Source organism: Solwaraspora sp. WMMA2080 (assembly GCF_027497395.1).
Classification (GTDB): Bacteria; Actinomycetota; Actinomycetes; order Mycobacteriales; family Micromonosporaceae; genus Micromonospora_E.
In genome coordinates this window covers 2,039,913-2,057,266 of sequence record NZ_CP114910.1, presented here as the reverse complement: position 1 = coordinate 2,057,266, position 17,354 = coordinate 2,039,913, and the positions used below count along the sequence as shown (strand labels likewise).

Genomic DNA, 17,354 nt, shown 5'->3' with positions numbered 1-17,354 from the left:
GACGACCGGTCGCGTGTCAACTGGCACCGGCCACCCCCACCGCGTCGACCGGCCGGGTCGGCGCGGGTTCGAGCAACTCGGCGAGCGGCCGGCGGGGCACCGGTGGACTGAGCGGCCCGTAGCCGATCCGGATGATCGCCTGCGCCCGCCGTCCGTCCTGCTGGCGACCGAGCAGGTCACGCAGTTCGGGAAACTCCAGCGGCTGGGTCAGCAGCGTGGTGGCCAGGCCGCGTACCGTCGCGGTGAGCAGCACCCGCTGCAGCGCCTGCCCGGCGCGCAGCCAGTCCCGCGGGGCGTCGCCGACGGTGTACAGCACGGCGAGGACCGGGTCCTCCTCGAACGCGGCGACCCGCCGTCGCGGGGCCGGCCAGACCAGTCCGAAGTCGCGTACCGGCACGGTGCGGGGGACCGGCCAGGGTCCGAAGGCCTGCGGCGGTACGCCGTCGAGCCGGCCCGGTCGGTCCCGGGTCCACCGTTCCAGCTCCGCCCAGTACGCCGGGTCGACCCGACGGCGGTCCTCGGCGGTGCCGATCAGCGCCAGCACCGACGAGCGCATCATCGGGTCGACGACGGCCAGCCGACCGTGCTCGGTCCGGGCGGCGGCGGTGAGCTCGTCGAGCACCTCGCCGGGGACCGCCAGGTCGGCGAACGGGCGGCGGTTGGTGCGCCGGTGGGCGACGGCCCGGGCGAGCAGCCGTACCGTCTCGTCCGTCTCGGTCGGCGCCCCGACCGCGATCCGGGCCAGCAGGTCCGGGTTGTCGGGCTCGGGCAACAGCAGCATGACCGGCATCCGACCGTGGGCCAGCATCGCCACCCGCAGGTTGAACACGGCGGCGCCGACGCTGATGGTCAGTTCCCGGCCGGCCGGGTCGACCAGGTCGACCTGTCGGCGCCGGTCGGCGAGCACCTCGATGCCGGTCGGGTGCGGGCGGAACCGCCACGGCTGGCTGTTGTGCACCGACGGTGCGGCGGCTGCGGCCTCCAGGCAGGCCGCCATCAGCGGACCTGGCCGTCCGTTCCTGATCCATCCGGCGTTCATCGCCGCCCACCACCCCTTCTGCCCGTCGCGCCCTCATCGGTTCCACTCTCGTCCGGATCGGTCCGTCGGGGCAGGGGCGTTGCGCCGCTTCCCGACGGGCACTGCGTCCCGCCCGGGCGGGACCTCCGACCCTGTCGCCCAGGGCGGACCGTCAGCTGCGATGGAAGTCCGTGGTACGTGTCCGTGATCGGACGGAGGAGCGATGATCCGGACCATCGATCTGCTCGACGCCCACCCGTTCCTGGCCGACCTACCCCGGCCCTGGCTGGAGCGGCTGTCGTACCAGGCGCGCCCCGGGGTCCGGCACAGCGGGCAGCAGATCTTCCAGCAGGGACGGTCGGCGGACCGGTTCTGGCTGCTGCGGACCGGGCAGGTGGCGTTGAACTTCCAGGTGCCGGGCCGTGGCGAGATCGACATTGAGACGGTTGCGGCCGGGAGCGTGCTGGGCTGGTCGTGGCTGTTTCCGCCGTACCGCTGGGAGTTCGGGGCGGTGGCGGTGGACCAGACCCTGACGATCGAGTTCGACGCGGCCGGTACCCGTCGGATGATCAGCCAGGACGACGCCCTGGGCCGGGAGCTGACCACTCGATTCATGCGGGTCGTGGTCGACCGGTTGCACGCCGCCCGGACCCGGCTCACCGAGCTGTACGCCTATCCACCGGCCATCGACGGGGATTCGTCCCGACCGGCCGCTGACGTGGATCCGGCCGGCCGCCGGCCCGGTCGCGACGGGTGATGGCCGCGACGAGGTGACCGGTCGGTAATCGGACCCGGTGTGCGAGCGGCCGCGGCGGGGTGGTCGTTGGACGCTTGTCCGCCTAGCCGGAGCTCAGGGCGCGGTACAGCATGATGCGCTGTCTCGACAGGCGTCGATTCAGCTGATGGGGTGACGGGCCTGGCTCCCGGACGTCCCGTGCTGCGTGCTGCGTCTCGGCTGGCCGCCACCACGTCGAGAGGAGACAGATGAGCATCGAGTACGCCGCCCGGCAACTGCCCGTGGTCGTGATCGGCGCCGGCCCGGTGGGACTGGCCGCCGCCGCCCATCTCGCCGGGCACCGGGTCCCGTCGCTGGTGCTGGAAGCGGGTGCCGCCGCCGGTGCCGCGATCCGTAGCTGGCAGCACGTACGGCTGTTCAGCAGCTGGCGGGACAACATCGACCCGGTTGCCGGCCGACTGCTCGACGCCGCCGGCTGGTCGGTGCCCGAATCCGGGTACCACCCGACCGGGGCCGAACTGATCGAGGAGTACCTGCTGCCGCTGGCGAAGCTGCCGGTACTGGCCGACCGGATCCGCTACGGCACCCGGGTCACCGGGATCACCCGGCTCGGCATCGACCGGCTGCGCGGCGCCGGACGCGTCAACGCGCCGTTCGTGGCCCGCTTGGCCGACGGTACCGAACAGCTCGCCCGCGCCGTCGTCGACGCGTCGGGGACCTGGGACACCCCCAACCATCTGGGTGGTGAGGGCCTGCCGGCGATCGGCGAGCGGGCCGCCGCGGCACATCTCGACTTCGCCCTGCCCGATGTGCTCGGCGTCGACCGGCCGGCACACGCCGGCCGGCACACCGTCGTGGTCGGCGCCGGACACTCGGCCGCCACCACCCTGCTCGACCTGATCGAGCTGGCCGACCAGCAGCCCGGCACCCGGATTACCTGGGCGGTCCGCCGGGTGACCGTCGATCCGGTCTTCGCGCCGGGCGCCGCCGACGCGTTGCCGGCGCGCGGGGCGAATGGCACCCGGCTACGGCAACTCGTCGACGCCGGCCGGATCACCCTGGAGACCGGATTCGTCACCCACCGGGTGGAGCAACTGTCCGATCTCGGTCCGGTCCGGCTGTTCAGCCGCGACGGACGGATGATCGTCGCCGACCGGGTGGTCGTCGCCACCGGCTTCCGTGCCGACCACCGGATCGCCGCCGAGCTGCGCCTCGACCTTGACCCGGTGCTCGGCACCAGCCGTGGCCTGGCCACGGTGCTCGACCCTGGGCCGGCCTGCGGCTGGTCGGCGCCGGTACCCGGGGTCGACGAACTGCGTCATCCCGAGTCCGGCTACTTCGTCGTCGGCATCAAGAGCTACGGGCGGGCGTCGGCCTTCCTGATGGCCACCGGCTACCGCCAGGTCCGGCAGATCGCGGCCGAACTGGCCGGCGCGACAGCCGGCGGGGGCTGGCGTGGCGTCACCCACCGGTTCCGCTGGCCACCGGCGTGGCGGGCCGACCGCCCGGTGACCGTGGCCAACGGCGACCAGGTCGGTAGCCGGGGGTCGCGGTAGCCGGTGAGTTCCAGCAGCCGGTAGGCCCGCTCAGTAGACGGTAAGTCCACGGGCGCGGAACTGGCCCCGCACCCGGTCCAGCCGCGCGTCGTCCGGCGGTGCCGTCGCCGCCAGCGGATAGTCCAGGCCCAGCTCGGTGTACTTGTGCGCGCCGAGCCGGTGGAACGGCAGCACGTCGACCCGCTGCACCGTCGGCAGGCCGGCCGCCACCTCGGCAACCCCGGCCACGTTCGCCTCGGCGTCGGTGAGCCCCGGCACCAGCACGAACCGGACCCAGATCGGGGTGCCCCGGTCGGCCAACCGGCGGGCGAACCGCAGGGTCGGATCGAGCCGCCCGGTGCGGGTCACCCGACGGTAGGTCAGCGGATCGGACGACTTGATGTCGAGCAGCACCAAGTCGGTGGCGTCCAGCAGGTCGTCGTCCGCCCGGGCGCCGAGGAACCCGGAGGTGTCCAGCGCGGTGTGCAGGCCGGCGTCGTGGCACCGGCGCAGCACCGCGCGGACGAAGTCCGGCTGCATCAGTGGCTCACCGCCGCTGAGCGTCACCCCGCCACCGGCGACCGAGATGAACCGCTGGTAGCGCAGTACCTGCGCGACCAGCGCGTCGTCGGTGGTCGGGGTGCCGGCGCGCCGGAACCAGGTGTCCGGGCTGTGGCAGAACTGGCAGCGCAGCGGACAGCCGGCGAGGAACGCGACGAACCGGGTACCGGGGCCGTCCACCCCGATCGACACGTCATACGAGTGGACCGCCCCGGTGGTCACCTCACAGCCCTCCGTGGAACGTCCGGGAGATGACATCGCGCTGCTGCTCGGCGGTGAGCCGCACGAAGTTCACCGCGTACCCGCTGACCCGGATGGTCAGCTGCGGGTAACGCTCCGGGTGCGCCATCGCGTCCTCCAGGGTGGCCCGGTCCAGCACGTTGACGTTGAGGTGGAAGCCGCCGGCGTCGGTGTAGCCGTCCAGCACACCGACCAGGTTGGCCACCCGTTCCGCCGGGGTGCGCCCCAGGCCCGCCGGGGTCACCGTGGTGGTCAGCGAGATGCCGTCGCGGGCGCAGTCGTACGGCAGCTTCGCCACGGACATCGCCGCGGCCACCAGCCCGTGCCGGTCCCGGCCGTTCATCGGGTTGGCACCGGGGGCGAAGGGTTCGCCGGCCCGCCGGCCGTCCGGGGTGTGCCCGGTGTGCTTGCCGTACACCACGTTCGAGGTGATGGTCAGCACCGACAGGCTGTGCTCGGCTTCGCGGTAGGCCGGCTGCCGGCGCAGCTTGGCCATGAACGTCTCGACCAGCCAGACCGCGATCTCGTCCACCCGGTCGTCGTTGTTTCCGAAGGCCGGGTACTCACCGTCGACCACGTAGTCGACCACCAGTCCGGTCTCGTCGCGCAGCACCTTGACCCGGGCGTACCGGATCGCCGACAGGCTGTCGGCGGCCACCGACAGGCCGGCGATCCCGCAGGCCAGGAACCGGTGCACCGGGTAGTCGTGCAGCGCCATCTGCAACCGTTCGTACGCGTACCGGTCGTGCATGTGGTGGATGACGTTGAGCGCGGTGACGTAGGTGGTGGCCAGCCAGTCCAACGTCCGGTCGAAGGCCGCGAGGACCTCGTCGTAGTCGAGGATCTCCCCGCCGACCGGCTGACTCACCGGGGCGATCTGCTCGCCGGTGACCTCGTCGCGGCCGCCGTTGATGGCGTACAGCAGGGCCTTGGCCAGGTTGGCCCGGGCCCCGAAGAACTGCATGTCCCGGCCGAGGCGCATGGCCGACACGCAGCAGGCGATCGCGGTGTCGTCGTCGTACCAGGACCGCAGCGTGTCGTCGTTCTCGTACTGGATGGCGCTGGTGTCCAGCGACACCTGGGCGCAGAAGCTTTTCAACCCCTCGGGCAGCGTGGGCGACCAGAGCACGGTCAGGTTCGGCTCCGGCGCCGGTCCCAGGTTGTAGAGCGTCTGCAGGTAGCGGAACGTGGTCCGGGTGACCAGGGTCCGCCCGTCGGTGCCGGTTCCGCCCAGGGACTCGGTCACCCAGGTGGGGTCGCCGGAGAAGAGCTCGTCGTACTCGGGGGTGCGCAGGAACCGGATGATCCGCAACTTGACCACGAAGTCGTCGACCAGTTCCTGCGCGGCCAGCTCGGTCAGCTGTCCGGCGTCGATGTCGCGCTGCAGGTAGACGTCGAGGAACGTGGCGGTCCGGCCGAGTGACATCGCTGCGCCGTTTTGTTCCTTGCAGGCGGCCAGGTAGGCGAAGTACAGCCACTGGACCGCCTCCCGGGCGTCGGCGGCGGGCCGGGTCACGTCGTAGCCGTACGCGGCTGCCATCTCGACCAGCTCACCGAGTGCCCGGATCTGCTCGGCCAGCTCCGCCCGGTCGCGGATCACGTCGTCGGTGGACGGGACCAGGTCCAGCGCCTCGCGGTGGGCCCGGCGTTCGGCGATCAACCGGTCCACCCCGTACAGGGCGACCCGCCGGTAGTCGCCGATGATCCGGCCCCGCCCGTAGGCGTCCGGCAGCCCGGTGACGATGTGCGAACGGCGGGCCCGCAGCACATCGGCCGGGTAGGCGTCGAAGACGGCGTCGTTGTGGGTCTTGCGGTACGCGGTGAAGATCCGGTGCACCTGCGGGTCGGCCGGGTAGCCGTACGCCGCGAGGGCGCTCTCCACCATCCGCAGCCCGCCGTGCGGCATGATCGCCCGACGCAGCGGCGCGTCGGTCTGCAGGCCGACGATCAGCTCGCGGTCCTTGTCGATGTAGCCGGGGGCGTGCGCGGTGATGGTGGACGGCGTGGAGGCGTCGATGTCGTAGACGCCCCGGCGGCGTTCCTCGACGAACATGTCCCGCAGCCGGTCCCAGACCGCCCGGGTCCGGTCGGTCGCGCCGGTGACAAATCCGGCGTCGCCGGTGTACGGCGTGTAGTTGGCCTGAACGAAGGCGGCCACGTCGATCGTGTCCCGCCACCGTCGTCCCTGGAAGGTCCGCCACGGATCGCGGATCTGCTCGGCGAACACGTCAGCCTCCATTTGGGGTTTGTGCCCGGCGGGTCGGGGACGGCCCGCCGGGCGGGGTGGTCGTCGGCGCGGTGGGCGTCGGCGGGGGGTCGGCGCGCCCGCTCAGCGGGCGTCGGCCGGGACGGTGTCGCGGACGACCGCGACCGGGCTGTGACTGTGGTGCAGCAGCTGCTGCGACACCGAGCCGAGCAGCAGGCCGGTGAAGCCGCCCCGGCCGCGCGAGCCGACCACCACCAGATTGGCGGTACGCGACGCGTCGACCAGGACCCGGCCTGGGTTGTCGACGACCGCCTCGGCGGTCATCGTGACCTCGGGGTACTTCTCCCGCCACCCGGTCAGCTCGTCGTCGAGCAGGGCGCGCTCGGCGGCGACGATCTCCCGGGGGTCGAAGGCCGGTGGCTGCCACTGCGGTGCCGGCAGGTGCCAGGCCCGCAGTACCCGCAGCGGCACCAGCCGGCTGGCCGCCTGCTCGGCGGCGAAGCACAGCGCGGCCAGCGACGGCTCGGAGCCGTCCACGCCGACCACCACCGGGGCGGTCGGGTGCGCCGCGCCGCGGACCACCACCACCGGGCAGTGCGCGTGCGCGGAGACGGCCACGCTGGTCGACCCGAGCAGCAGGTCCGCGAAGCCGCCGTGCCCCCGGTTGCCGACCACCAGCAACGCCGCGTCCCGGGACTTCTCCCGCAGCCGTAGGGCGGCGGGTCCGTCGAGGACGACGGTGCTGATGTCGGCGTCCGGGTGCGTCTCGGCGGCTTCGGCGGCCGCCACCCGCAGCATCGTCTCCGCGTCGCGTCGGGATGCCGCGTTCGGCCAGCTGGTCGGCACGGGGACCAGCGGCCCGGCCCCGGTCGGCCATTCGAACGCGTACGCGAGGACCACCGGGGTGGCGGTCCGGACGGCTTCGGCGACCGCCCAGCTGACTGCGGCGTCGGCGCTGGACGACCCGTCGTACCCGACGACGATCGGCCTGACCATGGCGATCACCTCCGGCTCAGTTGGTGGTGTCGGTGGCCGAGGAGACCAGCGCGGGGACGGGGATCACCACGACCGGGCAGGTGGCCTTGCGGATGCACTCCTCGCTGACCGAGCCGAGCACGGTGTGCTGCAGGCGGCCGTGGCCGTGGCTGCCCAGGACCAGCAGGTCAGCGCTGCGGGCGGCGGCACTCAGTACGTCGGCGGCGCGGCCTTCGACCACCTCGCCGACGACCGGCGTCGCCGACCCGAGCCGGGCGGTCAGCGCGGCGATCTCCTGGTCCAGCAGTTCGCTGGCGCGTTGCCGCTCCTCGATGGGGCTGACGGCGGTTCCACCGTCCCACCGCCAGGCGACGACGGCGCGCAGCGCGCCGCCCCGCTCGGCGGCTTCCCGGGCGGCCCAGTCGAGTGCCCGGCGGCTGCCCTCGGAGCCGTCGACACCGACGACGATCAGGTGACTGGCGCTCATGGTCCTCACTCCTTCAGTTGCACCTGACTACAGTCCACCTCCGTTGACGGGTGGGGGACAGGTGCGAAGGACCCGCCGTTGCGGGACTGGGGTCCCGTCGGTCGACCGGCCGGTGTCGGCGGCGGCCCGGCCGGCGTTGGATGTGGCCCGGGCGGCGGCGATACGGGCGGCGTCGGCGGCGGTCCGGCCGGTGCCGGCTGGCCGCCGGTGAACAGCGCGAGCAGTTCGCCGACCAGGTGGTCGCATTCGGCCGGATGTCGAAACGGTACGTGCGGATTGACGGTGTACTCGTTGCGTCGGCCGACCCGGTGCCGGGTGAGGTATCCGGCTTCCTCCAGGTCGGCGACGATGGTGTGCGCCGCGCGTTCGGTTATCCCGACCCGCGCCGCCACGTCCCGCAGCCGGGCCCGCGGGTCGCGGGCGATGGCGAGCAGGACGTGTCCGTGGTTGCTGAGCAGGGTCCAGGGCGGAAGGCGCCACGTGTCGGGGGTTGTCACAGGGTAATCATATGAGTACCAATACGTGAACTTCGTCCACATGGTTGCCGTCCCCGACCATGCCGGGCCCACCAGGGCCGACGGCCGTCGGCGACGACCCGTGGCGCTGGACCGGGCAACCCTCTGACGCTGACCCAGCCGCCCGGTCCGATGGTGACCGTACCGACGGCGGCGGGGCGGCGGCGAGCGACCGCCGCGACCGCTGCGGCGCTCACCGCGGCAACCGCCACCGTCACGGCCGCCGCTGCTCACTGGGATGAGCACGGCCGGATCTGTGCCGCCGCGCGGCCGGCCTCCAGGCGGGCCAACGGCACCCGGTACGGCGAGCAGGACACGTAGTCGAATCCGGCGTCGTGGAAGAACCGCACCGAGTCCGGGTCGCCGCCGTGCTCGCCGCAGACTCCGATCTCCAGGTCCGGCCGGGTGGCCCGGGCGTCGGCGACCGCGATCTGGATCAGCCGTCCGATACCGGCGGTGTCGATCGACTCGAACGGCGACACCGGGAAGATGCCGAGCTCCAGGTAGCGGCCGAAGAAACACCCCTTCCACGTCGTCGCGGGAGAAGCCCCAACCCAGCTGGGTGAGGTCGTTGGTACCGAACGAGAAGAAGTCCGCCACCTCGGCGATCGCGCTGGCCGTCAGGGCCGCTCGTGGCACCTCGATCATGGTGCCGACCGGGATCGGCGGCAGACCGTCGAAGCCGGCGAGCAGCGCCTCGGCCTGGTCCCGTACCGCCTCCAGTTCCTGCACCGCGCCGACCAGCGGCACCATGATCTGCGGACGGGGGTCGCCGCCGGCCCGCAGCCGGGCCACGGTCGCCTCCGCGATCGCCTGCACCTGGGTGGCGAACAGGCCCGGCACCATCAGTCCGAGCCGGACACCGCGCAGGCCGAGCATCGGGTTGGCCTCGTGCATCCGGCGGACCGCCGCGAGCAGCCGCTCGTCGTGCCCCGGGTCCTCGCCGAGTGTCTCGGCCCGGGCCCGGCGGGCGTCGGCGGCGGTGTCCGCGTTGGCCCGCACCGCGAGCCGGCGCACCACGTCCGCGTGGCCCAGCAGCCGGTGCACCGCCGACACCAATGGATCCGCCTCCGGTGCCAGCTCGCCCTCGATGTAGCGCAACACCGGTGACGGGTGTACCGGGACGGCGCCGGCGAACACGGCGCCGGTCGCCCCGTCGATCGAGATCAGGTCCCCGGCGTGCAGCACGGTCGGTGCCGCCCCGGTGCCGTCGGCGACGGTGATCTGGCCGGCCGCCGTGTCGACGGTCAACGCCTCGGCGCCGCAGACGCAGGTACGGCCCATGCCCCGCGCCACCACGGCGGCGTGCGAGGTCTTGCCACCCCGGCTGGTCAGGATGCCGGCGGCGGCGATCATTCCGGGCAGGTCGTCCGGGTTGGTCTCCCGACGCACCAGGATGACCTGCTCGCCCCGACCGGCGGCGGCGACCGCCGCCTCGGAGTCGAACACCACCCGGCCGACGGCCGCGCCCGGAGCGGCCGGTACGCCGACCGCCAGCGGCGTGGGCGCGGTTGCCGGGTCGAACCGGGGGAACATCAGCTGACCGAGCTGGGCCCCGGTGACCCGGTCGAGTGCCTCATCGAGGTCGATGACGCCCTCGTCGACCAGTTGCGCGGCGATCACGAAGGCGGCCTCGGCGGTCCGCTTGCCGACCCGTGTCTGCAGCATCCACAGGGTGCCGCGTTCGATGGTGAACTCGACGTCACACAGGTCGCGGTAGTGGTGCTCCAGGGTGTCCATGATCGTCATCAGCCGGTGGAAGCTGCGCGGGTCGATCCGCTCCAGATCCTGCAACGGGACCGTGTTGCGGACCCCGGACACCACGTCCTCGCCCTGAGCGTTGGCCAGGTAGTCGCCGTACACGCCGCGTGCCCCGGTCGCCGGGTCGCGGGTGAACGCCACCCCGGTGCCGGAGTCCGGGCCCCGGTTGCCGAACACCATCGCCATCACGTTCACTGCGGTGCCCAGCTCGGCCGGGATCCGTTCCTGCCGGCGGTACAGCACCGCGCGTTCGGCGTTCCACGACTCGAAGACCGCCCGGATCGCCAGGTCGAGCTGTTCGTGCGGCGACTGCGGGAAGTCCCGGCCGGTGTGCTGGTGGAAGACCTTCTGGTACGCCTCGACCAGGGCGCGCAGGTCCTCGGCGCCGAGCGCCGAGTCCACGGTGACCCCGGCGGTCCGTTTGACCGTCTCCAACTCGGCGGTGAACAGCTCGTCGGGCACGCCGAACACGGTCCGGCCGAACATCTGCACCAACCGGCGGTAGGAGTCCCAGGCGAAGCGATCGTCGCCGCTCTGCGCGGCGAGGCCGTGCACGGTGGTGTCGGTCAACCCGATGTCCAGGACGGTCTCCATCATGCCGGGCATCGAGAACCGGGCACCGGACCGTACGGCGAGCAGCAGCGGGTCGTGCCGGTCGCCGAGCCGCTTGCCCAGCCGCGCCTCCATGCCCCGGAGGTGGCGGTTGACCTCGTCGAACATCCCGGCCGGCGGTGTGCCGTCGGCGAGGTAGGCGCGGCAGGCGACGGTGGTGACGGTGAAACCGGGCGGCACCGGCAGACCGAGCCGGGTCATCTCCGCCAGGTTGGCGCCCTTGCCGCCGAGCAGGTCGGTGAGTTCGCGGTTACCTTCGATGAAGTCGTAGACGAATTTCGGCATGGCGCCCGCCTCCTGCACTGGTCGGCGAATCTCTCTCCTTCCGTGGTAGCAGTGGGCGGTGCGGGCGGGGCAGGGCCGGTCGGGCCACCCCCCAGGGCATAGGTCCCGGTCAGTCGCCGGCGGGCGGCCGGGGGCCGCCTTCGCGGACGATCGCCGTCGCGCACCCGGCGTGGTGCAGCACCGCCTGGCTGACCGCGCCGAGCGGTACCCGCAGCGGATGATCGCCACGGGCGCCGACGACCACCAGCCCGGCCTGGGCGGAACGCTCGATCAGCACCCGGGCCGGCGGTCCGTTCACCACCTGCTGGTGGACCGCGACGTCGGGATGCTTCTCCTGCCACGGGGTGACCGCCGCGGCGAGTTCGTCGGCGGTCGACGCCGAGGCGTCGGCCCAGCTCGACTCGCTCTCCCAGCTGCGTACGACGATCAGGTCGCTGCCCCGCTGCGCGGCGGCGTCGAAAGCGAAGCCGAGCGCGCGCTCCGAGCCGGCCGAGCCGTCCACACCGACCAGCACCGGCGCGGCCGGATCGGGGGCCGGCTCGGAACCGGCCCGGGCGACCAGCACCGAGCAGTCCGCGCGGGCGGCGATCTGTACGGCGAGTGCGTCCAGCGGCAGGCAGGTCCACCGGGCCAGGTCCCCGTCGCCGATCACGACCAACGACGCCATCCGGGACTCCCGCAGCAGCGCGGTGGCTGGGGCGTTCTCGGACACTTCGGTGGTGACGTCGATTCCGGGGGCCGTCCGGGTGGCGGTCTCCACAGCACGTTCGACGAGCTGGTAGGCGTCCGGCTGGGGTTCGTCGCCGCCGGACAGGTCGTCCGGGATCCAGTTGAGAGCGTGCACCAGTCGCAGCGGCCGGTGCGCTGTGGCGGCTTCCCGGGCGGCCAGGGCGACGGCGGCCCAGCTGGATGCCGAGTCGTGGAGGCCGGCCACGATCCGGTCGCGGGCCGGTGCGGCGTGCTCCGACATCGCAACTCCTTTCACCGCTTCTGTCCGGTGCGTGGGCCGCTGCAGCGACCCGGCTCGGATCGAGAAAGGGGAGCTCACCCGCGAGGATAGCGCTCAGTGACCCCGCTCCGGGTCGATTCCGGTCGACCGGGCAGGATGGGGTCATGATCTCGGCAGTGGTGTTCGACATGGACGGCGTACTCATCGACACCGAACCGGTCTGGGAGCAGGTCCGGCGCGACTACGTGGCCGGGGCCGGTGGTCGGTGGCTGCCGGACGCCCAGCAGCGGTTGATGGGGATGAGCACCCCGGAGTGGGCCGGCTACCTGGACGCGGACCTCGGCGTCGGGCGTGGTGCCGACCGGGTCGCCGACGAGGTGATCGACGCCATGGCGGCGCGGTACCGGGTCGAGCTGCCGCTGATCCCGGGCGCGATCGAGGTGGTCCGTGACCTCGCCGGGCGGTTCCCGCTCGCGCTGGCCAGTTCCTCACCCCGCCGCCTGATCGAACAGGTGCTGGCCACGGCGGGGCTCACCGAGGCGTTCCGAGCGACCGTGTCGACCGAGGAGTGCGCGGCCGGCAAGCCGGACCCCGAGGTCTACCAGGTGGCGGCACGGCTGCTCGGTGTACCGCCGCGGCGGTGCCTGGCGGTTGAGGATTCGAGCAACGGGCTGCGGTCCGCCGTGGCCGCCGGTCTGGTAGTGGTCGCGGTGCCGCACTCCGGGTACCCGCCGGCGGCCGATGCCCTGGCCGGCGTGGCGCTCGTCGTCGACCGCCTCGACGAGCTGACGGTCGACCGCGTGCTCGCCCTCGCCAACGAGGTGCGTTAGGCCGCACGGCGTTTACGGGTGGTGACGAGCAGGCCTGTCGACGGTTAGCCGGCCGGCTGTGGGTTCTCAGCAAAGGTGATCCGTGGCGGGCCAGCCGACCAGCAGCGGATCAGTGTCGGTGAGAAGCCCCAGGCCGTCGTCTTCTCACCGGATCTGATCTCTTCTTGGCCTGAGGGTGGAGTCGGGTTGAGCCCCGAGCCAGGGTTCGGTAGATCGTCCGGTCTGGCTCCTCGATATTGCGCCAGAACCAGGCGGGCATGCCCCAGCCGCCGGCCCAGCGGAACAGCGGATGGGCGCGCGCGTAGCGTGACGCTTAACCGGTTAAGAGATCGGGGTGACACCTCTCTGTGGTGGGGAGTACGCCCGTGACGCCCCGACGCCGCATCCGTCGGACCGTCACGGGCGCCGCCCCACAACTGCTAACGTCGGGTCCGCGGCCCCCCACGAGCGGGGGGTGCTGTGCTGAGCGACTGGCTGCAGCGGTTGCTGTCGATGGATGGTGCGCTGATCTACCTGCTGGTCGGGCTGTTGGTGTTCGCCGAGGACGCGCTGTTCGTCGGCTTCGTGTTCCCCGGCGAGACCGCTGCGGTGCTCGGCGGCGTCGCCGCCAGCCTCGGCACCATCTCGCTGGCCGGCATCACCGTGGTGGTGGTCAGCGCGGCCGTGGCCGGTGACACCACCAGCTACCTGATCGGCCGGGCCCTGGGGCCCCGGCTGCTGCGGATGCGCTTCCTGCGCAAGCGGCAGGCCTGGGTGCGGCGGGCGCAACACCAGTTGGCGGTACGGGGCGGCACCGCGGTCTTCGTCGGCCGGTTCGTGACCTTCTTCCACGCGGTGATGCCCGCCCTGGCCGGTGCGGCACACATGCCGTACCGGCGGTTCTTTGCCTACAACGTCGCGGGTGCGTTGGTCTGGGGGATCGGCACGGTGCTGATCGGCTACCTGGCCGGCAGCTCGTACGCCGCGATCGAGGAGGTCGCCGGCCGGGCGGCCGCCGTCGTGGTCGCGGTGCTGGCACTCGGGGCGCTCGTCGTCTGGCGGCTACGGGCCGCCCGCCGCGAATGTGCACCCGACGCGGCGACCGGTCAGCCGACATCCGGTCGTCACCGGCCCGGCCGAGGCCGAGGCGGCTGCGACCGGTCCGGTGACCATGCCTGACGACCAACCAGCCACGCCCGGCGACGAACTCCTACGCCGGCACCGGCAGCAGCTCCGCCATCCGCAGCCCGTCCGCGGTGGGCGGCGACAGCGGCAACCGGTCGATCTCGTCGATCGGCACCCACCGGATGGCGTCCGCACTGCCGCCGACCTCGGTGACCACCGGCTCGCCCGGCCCCACCCGTGCGCTGTGCAGCAGCCCGACCACGTGCCAGTCGGTGCCGTTGCGGTGCGCCAGGTACGACCGCACGTCCAGCAACCGCGACGACATCACCTCCAGGCCGGCCTCCTCCTGCAACTCTCGGGTGAGCGCCTCGCCGGGCTGCTCGCCCGGATCGAGACCACCTCCCGGCAGATGCCAGGCACCCGGCTCGAACACCGGGGACGCCTCGGACAACCGGCTCAGCAGCACCGCCGAGTCCCGGACGATCACCGCGTACGCGCCCACCCGTATACGAGGACCTTCGCTCACCGTAAACCTCCAGCTCGTAGCGACTTGCCAGTGCCACACCAGCCGCCGGCCGTCTGAGGTGAACGACGCCGGGTGTGCCGGTGGCCGGACGGATACCCGCCCGGCCACCGGTCACACCTGTGGTGGCGGCTGCGGCTACCGCGCGGCGCAGGACAGCGTCGGCACCGGGTTGCTGCCGGTCCAACTGCCGATGAAGCCGAAGGTCGTGCTCTGCCCGGCGCCGAGGTTGCCGTTGTAGCTGACGTTGGTCGCCGAGACACTCGCCCCGGTGCTGGTGACGGTGGCGTTCCACGCCTGGTTGACCGACTGACCGCTGGCGAACGTCCAGCTCACCCGCCAGCCGGTGAGCGCCGAACCGCCGGCGGTCACCCGTACCTCACCCTGGAAACCGCCCTGCCACTGACCGATCACCGCGTACGTCGCAGTGCACGCCCCTGCCGGCGGCGGGGTGGTCGGGGGCGCGGTGGTGGGCGGCGCGGTGGTCGGGGGCGCGGTGGTCGGCGGTGGCGTCCCGCCGCTGTAGACGGTCGCCTCCCGTGCGGTCTCCCGAATCCCGTTGGTGCCGTTGAACAGCCGTTGGCCCCACGGGGTGAGGCTGTTGACGTTGAAGTTGTTCACCATGTCGAGGTATTCGACGCCGCCGCTGTTGCCGCTCCACGACCATCCGAGCCAGCCGATGCCGTGCTGCCGGGTGTAGGACAGGATCGAATCCTCGTCCGGGTTGCCGTCGGAATGGTCGTGCCCGAACTCGCCGACCGCGATCGGCAGACCGGCCGAGCGGAACCGCCCGAGGTAGTCGCTGATCTCGGCGGCGGTGTCGAACACGCCGTACATGTGGATCGAGAAGATCAGGTTGCGGGCCGGGTCGGCGTTCCACACCGACTGCGCGTTGTCACGCATCGTGAAGGTCCAGTCCTGTCCCCAGTTCGGTGCGTCGACCATGATCGCGTGCTCGAAACCGGCGGCGCGCAGCCGCTGTACGGCGCTCGTGGTGTGACTGGCCCAGTTCTGGTAGCCGCTGTTGCCGAACGGCTCGTTGCCGATGTTGATGATGACGTAGTTCTCCTGGCCGCGCAGCACGCTGGCCAGGCCGATCCAGTAGTCGGCGGCGGACGCCAGGGTGGATGCGGCCCCCTCCTCGCCGTACCCGGTGGTGTCGTGCACCTCCAGGACGCAGATCAGCCGGTTGGCCTTGCACAGCGAGATGACGTTGGCGACGTCGCTGGCATCGTTGCGATTCCACCGGTGGCCGTTGCTGAGCACCACCCGGACGGCGTTCGCGCCCAGGGACTTGATGTTGACGAAGGAACTGGTCTGGCCGGTGTACCAGGTGTGTGCGTGGTTGACCCCGCGCAGGACGAACGGAGTGCCGTTTGCCTCCACCAACTGGCCGCCGCTGACGTGCAGGCCGACGGCGGCGTGCGCGGGCTGGGCCAGCACCACGACGGAGGTGACCAGGGCGAGCAGCGCCGCGGCCGCGACGCTCAGACGTGTCTTCATGACCTACCTCGGGTAGCGACCCGTGGGTGACCCACGGGGACGAAAGACACCGGCTGACCTGGCCAGCACGGTGTCGGCGACTACCCGGCCCTTCGCGCAAGCATCAGAGTAGACCGGCGTGATCCCGCTACGCAACCGGTTAAGTTGGTCCGCCCCTGGTGTCGGTCTGCACCGCTGGCTGATCGGGCCCTGCAAACGCCGCTACCGGCGTCGACGCTCGGTGATCCGGGGTCGACGCCGGTAGTGGACCGGTCAAGTCAGCGGGTCTCGGTAGCCACCTCGTACAGCCGCTCCGGCGTCACCGCGCCGGCGTACAGCCGGCCGTCGTCGGCGATCAGCGCGGTGAACAACGAACTGGAGAACAGCCGGCCGCTGCCCCACGGCCCGTCGACCGCCGGCAGATCACCCAGCATCTGCATGACCTGAGCGCCCTCGGCGGACTCACCGGCGTGCTCCTCGGCCGCAGTCGCCGCCTCGGCCGGCGGCGTGACCACCAGGACGGTGCCCCAGCCGGTGCCGACCGTACGGACCGCGTCCTCGCTGTCCGCCCAGCCCCGCGCCAGCTCCTCCAGCATGCCGTCGGTCTCGGCGTTGCCCGGCAACTGGTCCGGACCCCGGGAACCGGCACCCGGCGTCGCGACACCGTCCTCGCCCGCCTCGACGACCTCGGTGCCCGGCGGTGGGTTGAAGACGAACTGCTCCTCATCCGGTGTGTCGAAGCTGACCTGGGTGAACGCGGTCTCGATGGCGGCCCGGTCGGCGCCGACCGGATAGACCGCGAACCGCAGTGGCACGTACTCGACCGAGTCGATCGCGATCCGGATCTCCTCGACCAGCGAGTCCTCGTCGCGGGGGGTGAGCACCAGCTCGTACGCGGTCCGCCCAGCGAGCTCCGCCGAGCGGCCCACCGACACCTCGGTGCTCGGGTCAATTGCCTCCAGCACCTCGTCGGCTGCCGCCTGCGGGGTGACGGGCAGCTCCGACGCCGGATCGGTGCCGGCCCGCTCGCCCGCCGCGTCGGCGTGATCGCCCTCGGCCGGCAACTCGAAGTGGGTGGCCTGCTGCTGCTGGCTGGACCAGATCCAGACGTCCTGTCCGTTGCGGATGACGTCGGTCTCGCCCAGCGTGCGGACCATCGCCAACCGGGCCTGGTCCGGACCGGCGTACCAGACGCGCAAGGTCTGCGTACCGTTGATCAGCGAGCCGAGCCCGTTGCCGGCACCGATCTGACCGGCCAGGTTGAGCGCCGCCGGCAGGCCCAGATCGGCGCGGTGCACGACCGTTCCGGACATGCCGTCGACCTCGGCGGTCTGCAGGTCGACCAGCAACTGCTCGGCGCTACGCGGCGGCAGGACCGGGTCTGCGGACGCGGCGAGCGCCCCCACGGCAACGCCGCCGCCGACGAGCACCGCCGCCGATGCGGCGGGGACCAGCCAGCGCATCGCCGGCCGGGATGTGAATACCGACATCTTCGTACCTCCTGCCACCCATCGTGCGTCGGGTGTACTGAGACG

The 17,354-nt window shown here is 72.2% G+C and carries 13 protein-coding genes and 2 pseudogenes; 4 read left to right on the top strand and 11 right to left on the bottom strand.

What is annotated here, in order from left to right; translation table 11 throughout:
- Positions 1 to 16: 16 nt before the first annotated feature.
- A complete protein-coding gene (locus O7543_RS09315; RefSeq protein ID WP_281567384.1) occupies positions 17 to 997 on the bottom strand; it encodes a nitroreductase family protein in 981 nt (326 codons plus the stop codon).
- A 244-nt stretch (positions 998 to 1,241) separates the two neighbouring features.
- Between O7543_RS09315 and O7543_RS09310 the strand changes: the two genes are divergently transcribed.
- Positions 1,242 to 1,775, top strand: coding sequence for a cyclic nucleotide-binding domain-containing protein (locus tag O7543_RS09310; RefSeq protein ID WP_281554190.1), 534 nt, complete (start codon positions 1,242 to 1,244; stop codon positions 1,773 to 1,775).
- Between the two features lie 227 nt (positions 1,776 to 2,002).
- Positions 2,003 to 3,310, top strand: coding sequence for an FAD-dependent oxidoreductase (locus O7543_RS09305; RefSeq protein WP_281554191.1), 1,308 nt, complete (start codon positions 2,003 to 2,005; stop codon positions 3,308 to 3,310).
- 30 nt (positions 3,311 to 3,340) lie between these two features.
- On the opposite strand, the gene pflA is transcribed toward O7543_RS09305, so the two are convergent.
- From pflA to O7543_RS09270, 7 genes and pseudogenes are all read right to left on the bottom strand, one after another.
- Positions 3,341 to 4,072 (bottom strand): pyruvate formate-lyase-activating protein, encoded by a 732-nt coding sequence (gene pflA, locus O7543_RS09300; protein WP_281554192.1) that lies wholly within the window; start codon positions 4,070 to 4,072, stop codon positions 3,341 to 3,343.
- A 1-nt stretch (position 4,073) separates the two neighbouring features.
- On the bottom strand, positions 4,074 to 6,329 hold the full coding sequence (pflB, locus tag O7543_RS09295; RefSeq protein WP_281554193.1) for a formate C-acetyltransferase: 2,256 nt from the start codon (positions 6,327 to 6,329) through the stop codon (positions 4,074 to 4,076).
- A gap of 90 nt (positions 6,330 to 6,419) precedes the next feature.
- A complete protein-coding gene (locus O7543_RS09290; protein WP_281554194.1) occupies positions 6,420 to 7,292 on the bottom strand; it encodes a universal stress protein in 873 nt (290 codons plus the stop codon).
- 16 nt (positions 7,293 to 7,308) lie between these two features.
- On the bottom strand, positions 7,309 to 7,758 hold the full coding sequence (locus O7543_RS09285; RefSeq protein ID WP_281554195.1) for a universal stress protein: 450 nt from the start codon (positions 7,756 to 7,758) through the stop codon (positions 7,309 to 7,311).
- A 206-nt stretch (positions 7,759 to 7,964) separates the two neighbouring features.
- Positions 7,965 to 8,255, bottom strand: a pseudogene (locus tag O7543_RS09280) (winged helix-turn-helix domain-containing protein); the annotation flags it as partial.
- Between the two features lie 248 nt (positions 8,256 to 8,503).
- Positions 8,504 to 10,931: pseudogene (locus tag O7543_RS09275) on the bottom strand (pyruvate, phosphate dikinase).
- 109 nt (positions 10,932 to 11,040) lie between these two features.
- A complete protein-coding gene (locus O7543_RS09270) occupies positions 11,041 to 11,901 on the bottom strand; it encodes a universal stress protein (RefSeq protein ID WP_281554196.1) in 861 nt (286 codons plus the stop codon).
- Between the two features lie 143 nt (positions 11,902 to 12,044).
- Between O7543_RS09270 and O7543_RS09265 the strand changes: the two genes are divergently transcribed.
- Both O7543_RS09265 and O7543_RS09260 read left to right on the top strand, forming a co-directional pair.
- A complete protein-coding gene (locus O7543_RS09265) occupies positions 12,045 to 12,710 on the top strand; it encodes an HAD family phosphatase (RefSeq protein WP_281554197.1) in 666 nt (221 codons plus the stop codon).
- Positions 12,711 to 13,169: 459 nt separating this feature from the next.
- On the top strand, positions 13,170 to 13,868 hold the full coding sequence (locus tag O7543_RS09260) for a DedA family protein (protein ID WP_281554198.1): 699 nt from the start codon (positions 13,170 to 13,172) through the stop codon (positions 13,866 to 13,868).
- A 31-nt stretch (positions 13,869 to 13,899) separates the two neighbouring features.
- Here O7543_RS09260 and O7543_RS09255 read toward each other — a convergent pair whose 3' ends face one another.
- The 3 genes from O7543_RS09255 to O7543_RS09245 all read right to left on the bottom strand — a co-directional run bounded on the left by O7543_RS09255 (position 13,900) and on the right by O7543_RS09245 (position 17,309).
- Entirely contained in the window at positions 13,900 to 14,340 is a 441-nt protein-coding gene (locus tag O7543_RS09255) for an NUDIX domain-containing protein (protein WP_281554199.1), read from the bottom strand.
- A 135-nt stretch (positions 14,341 to 14,475) separates the two neighbouring features.
- Entirely contained in the window at positions 14,476 to 15,840 is a 1,365-nt protein-coding gene (locus tag O7543_RS09250; RefSeq protein WP_281554200.1) for a cellulase family glycosylhydrolase, read from the bottom strand.
- Between the two features lie 257 nt (positions 15,841 to 16,097).
- Positions 16,098 to 17,309 carry a hypothetical protein gene (locus O7543_RS09245; protein ID WP_281554201.1) on the bottom strand — a complete coding sequence of 404 codons (1,212 nt, stop codon included), beginning with the start codon at positions 17,307 to 17,309 and terminating at the stop codon, positions 16,098 to 16,100.
- Positions 17,310 to 17,354 lie beyond the last annotated feature (45 nt).

Excerpts from the sequence above, each read along its gene's own strand:
- O7543_RS09250 (WP_281554200.1), bottom strand. The coding sequence starts at position 15,840 with ATGAAGACACGTCTGAGCGTCGCGGCCGCGGCGCTGCTCGCCCTGGTC.
- O7543_RS09270 (WP_281554196.1), bottom strand. The coding sequence starts at position 11,901 with ATGTCGGAGCACGCCGCACCGGCCCGCGACCGGATCGTGGCCGGCCTC.
- O7543_RS09305 (WP_281554191.1), top strand. The coding sequence starts at position 2,003 with ATGAGCATCGAGTACGCCGCCCGGCAACTGCCCGTGGTCGTGATCGGC.
- O7543_RS09310 (WP_281554190.1), top strand. The coding sequence starts at position 1,242 with ATGATCCGGACCATCGATCTGCTCGACGCCCACCCGTTCCTGGCCGAC.
- O7543_RS09285 (WP_281554195.1), bottom strand. The coding sequence starts at position 7,758 with ATGAGCGCCAGTCACCTGATCGTCGTCGGTGTCGACGGCTCCGAGGGC.
- pflB (WP_281554193.1), bottom strand. The coding sequence starts at position 6,329 with ATGGAGGCTGACGTGTTCGCCGAGCAGATCCGCGATCCGTGGCGGACC.
- O7543_RS09315 (WP_281567384.1), bottom strand. The coding sequence starts at position 997 with ATGGCGGCCTGCCTGGAGGCCGCAGCCGCCGCACCGTCGGTGCACAAC.
- O7543_RS09265 (WP_281554197.1), top strand. The coding sequence starts at position 12,045 with ATGATCTCGGCAGTGGTGTTCGACATGGACGGCGTACTCATCGACACC.
- O7543_RS09245 (WP_281554201.1), bottom strand. The coding sequence starts at position 17,309 with ATGTCGGTATTCACATCCCGGCCGGCGATGCGCTGGCTGGTCCCCGCC.
- O7543_RS09290 (WP_281554194.1), bottom strand. The coding sequence starts at position 7,292 with ATGGTCAGGCCGATCGTCGTCGGGTACGACGGGTCGTCCAGCGCCGAC.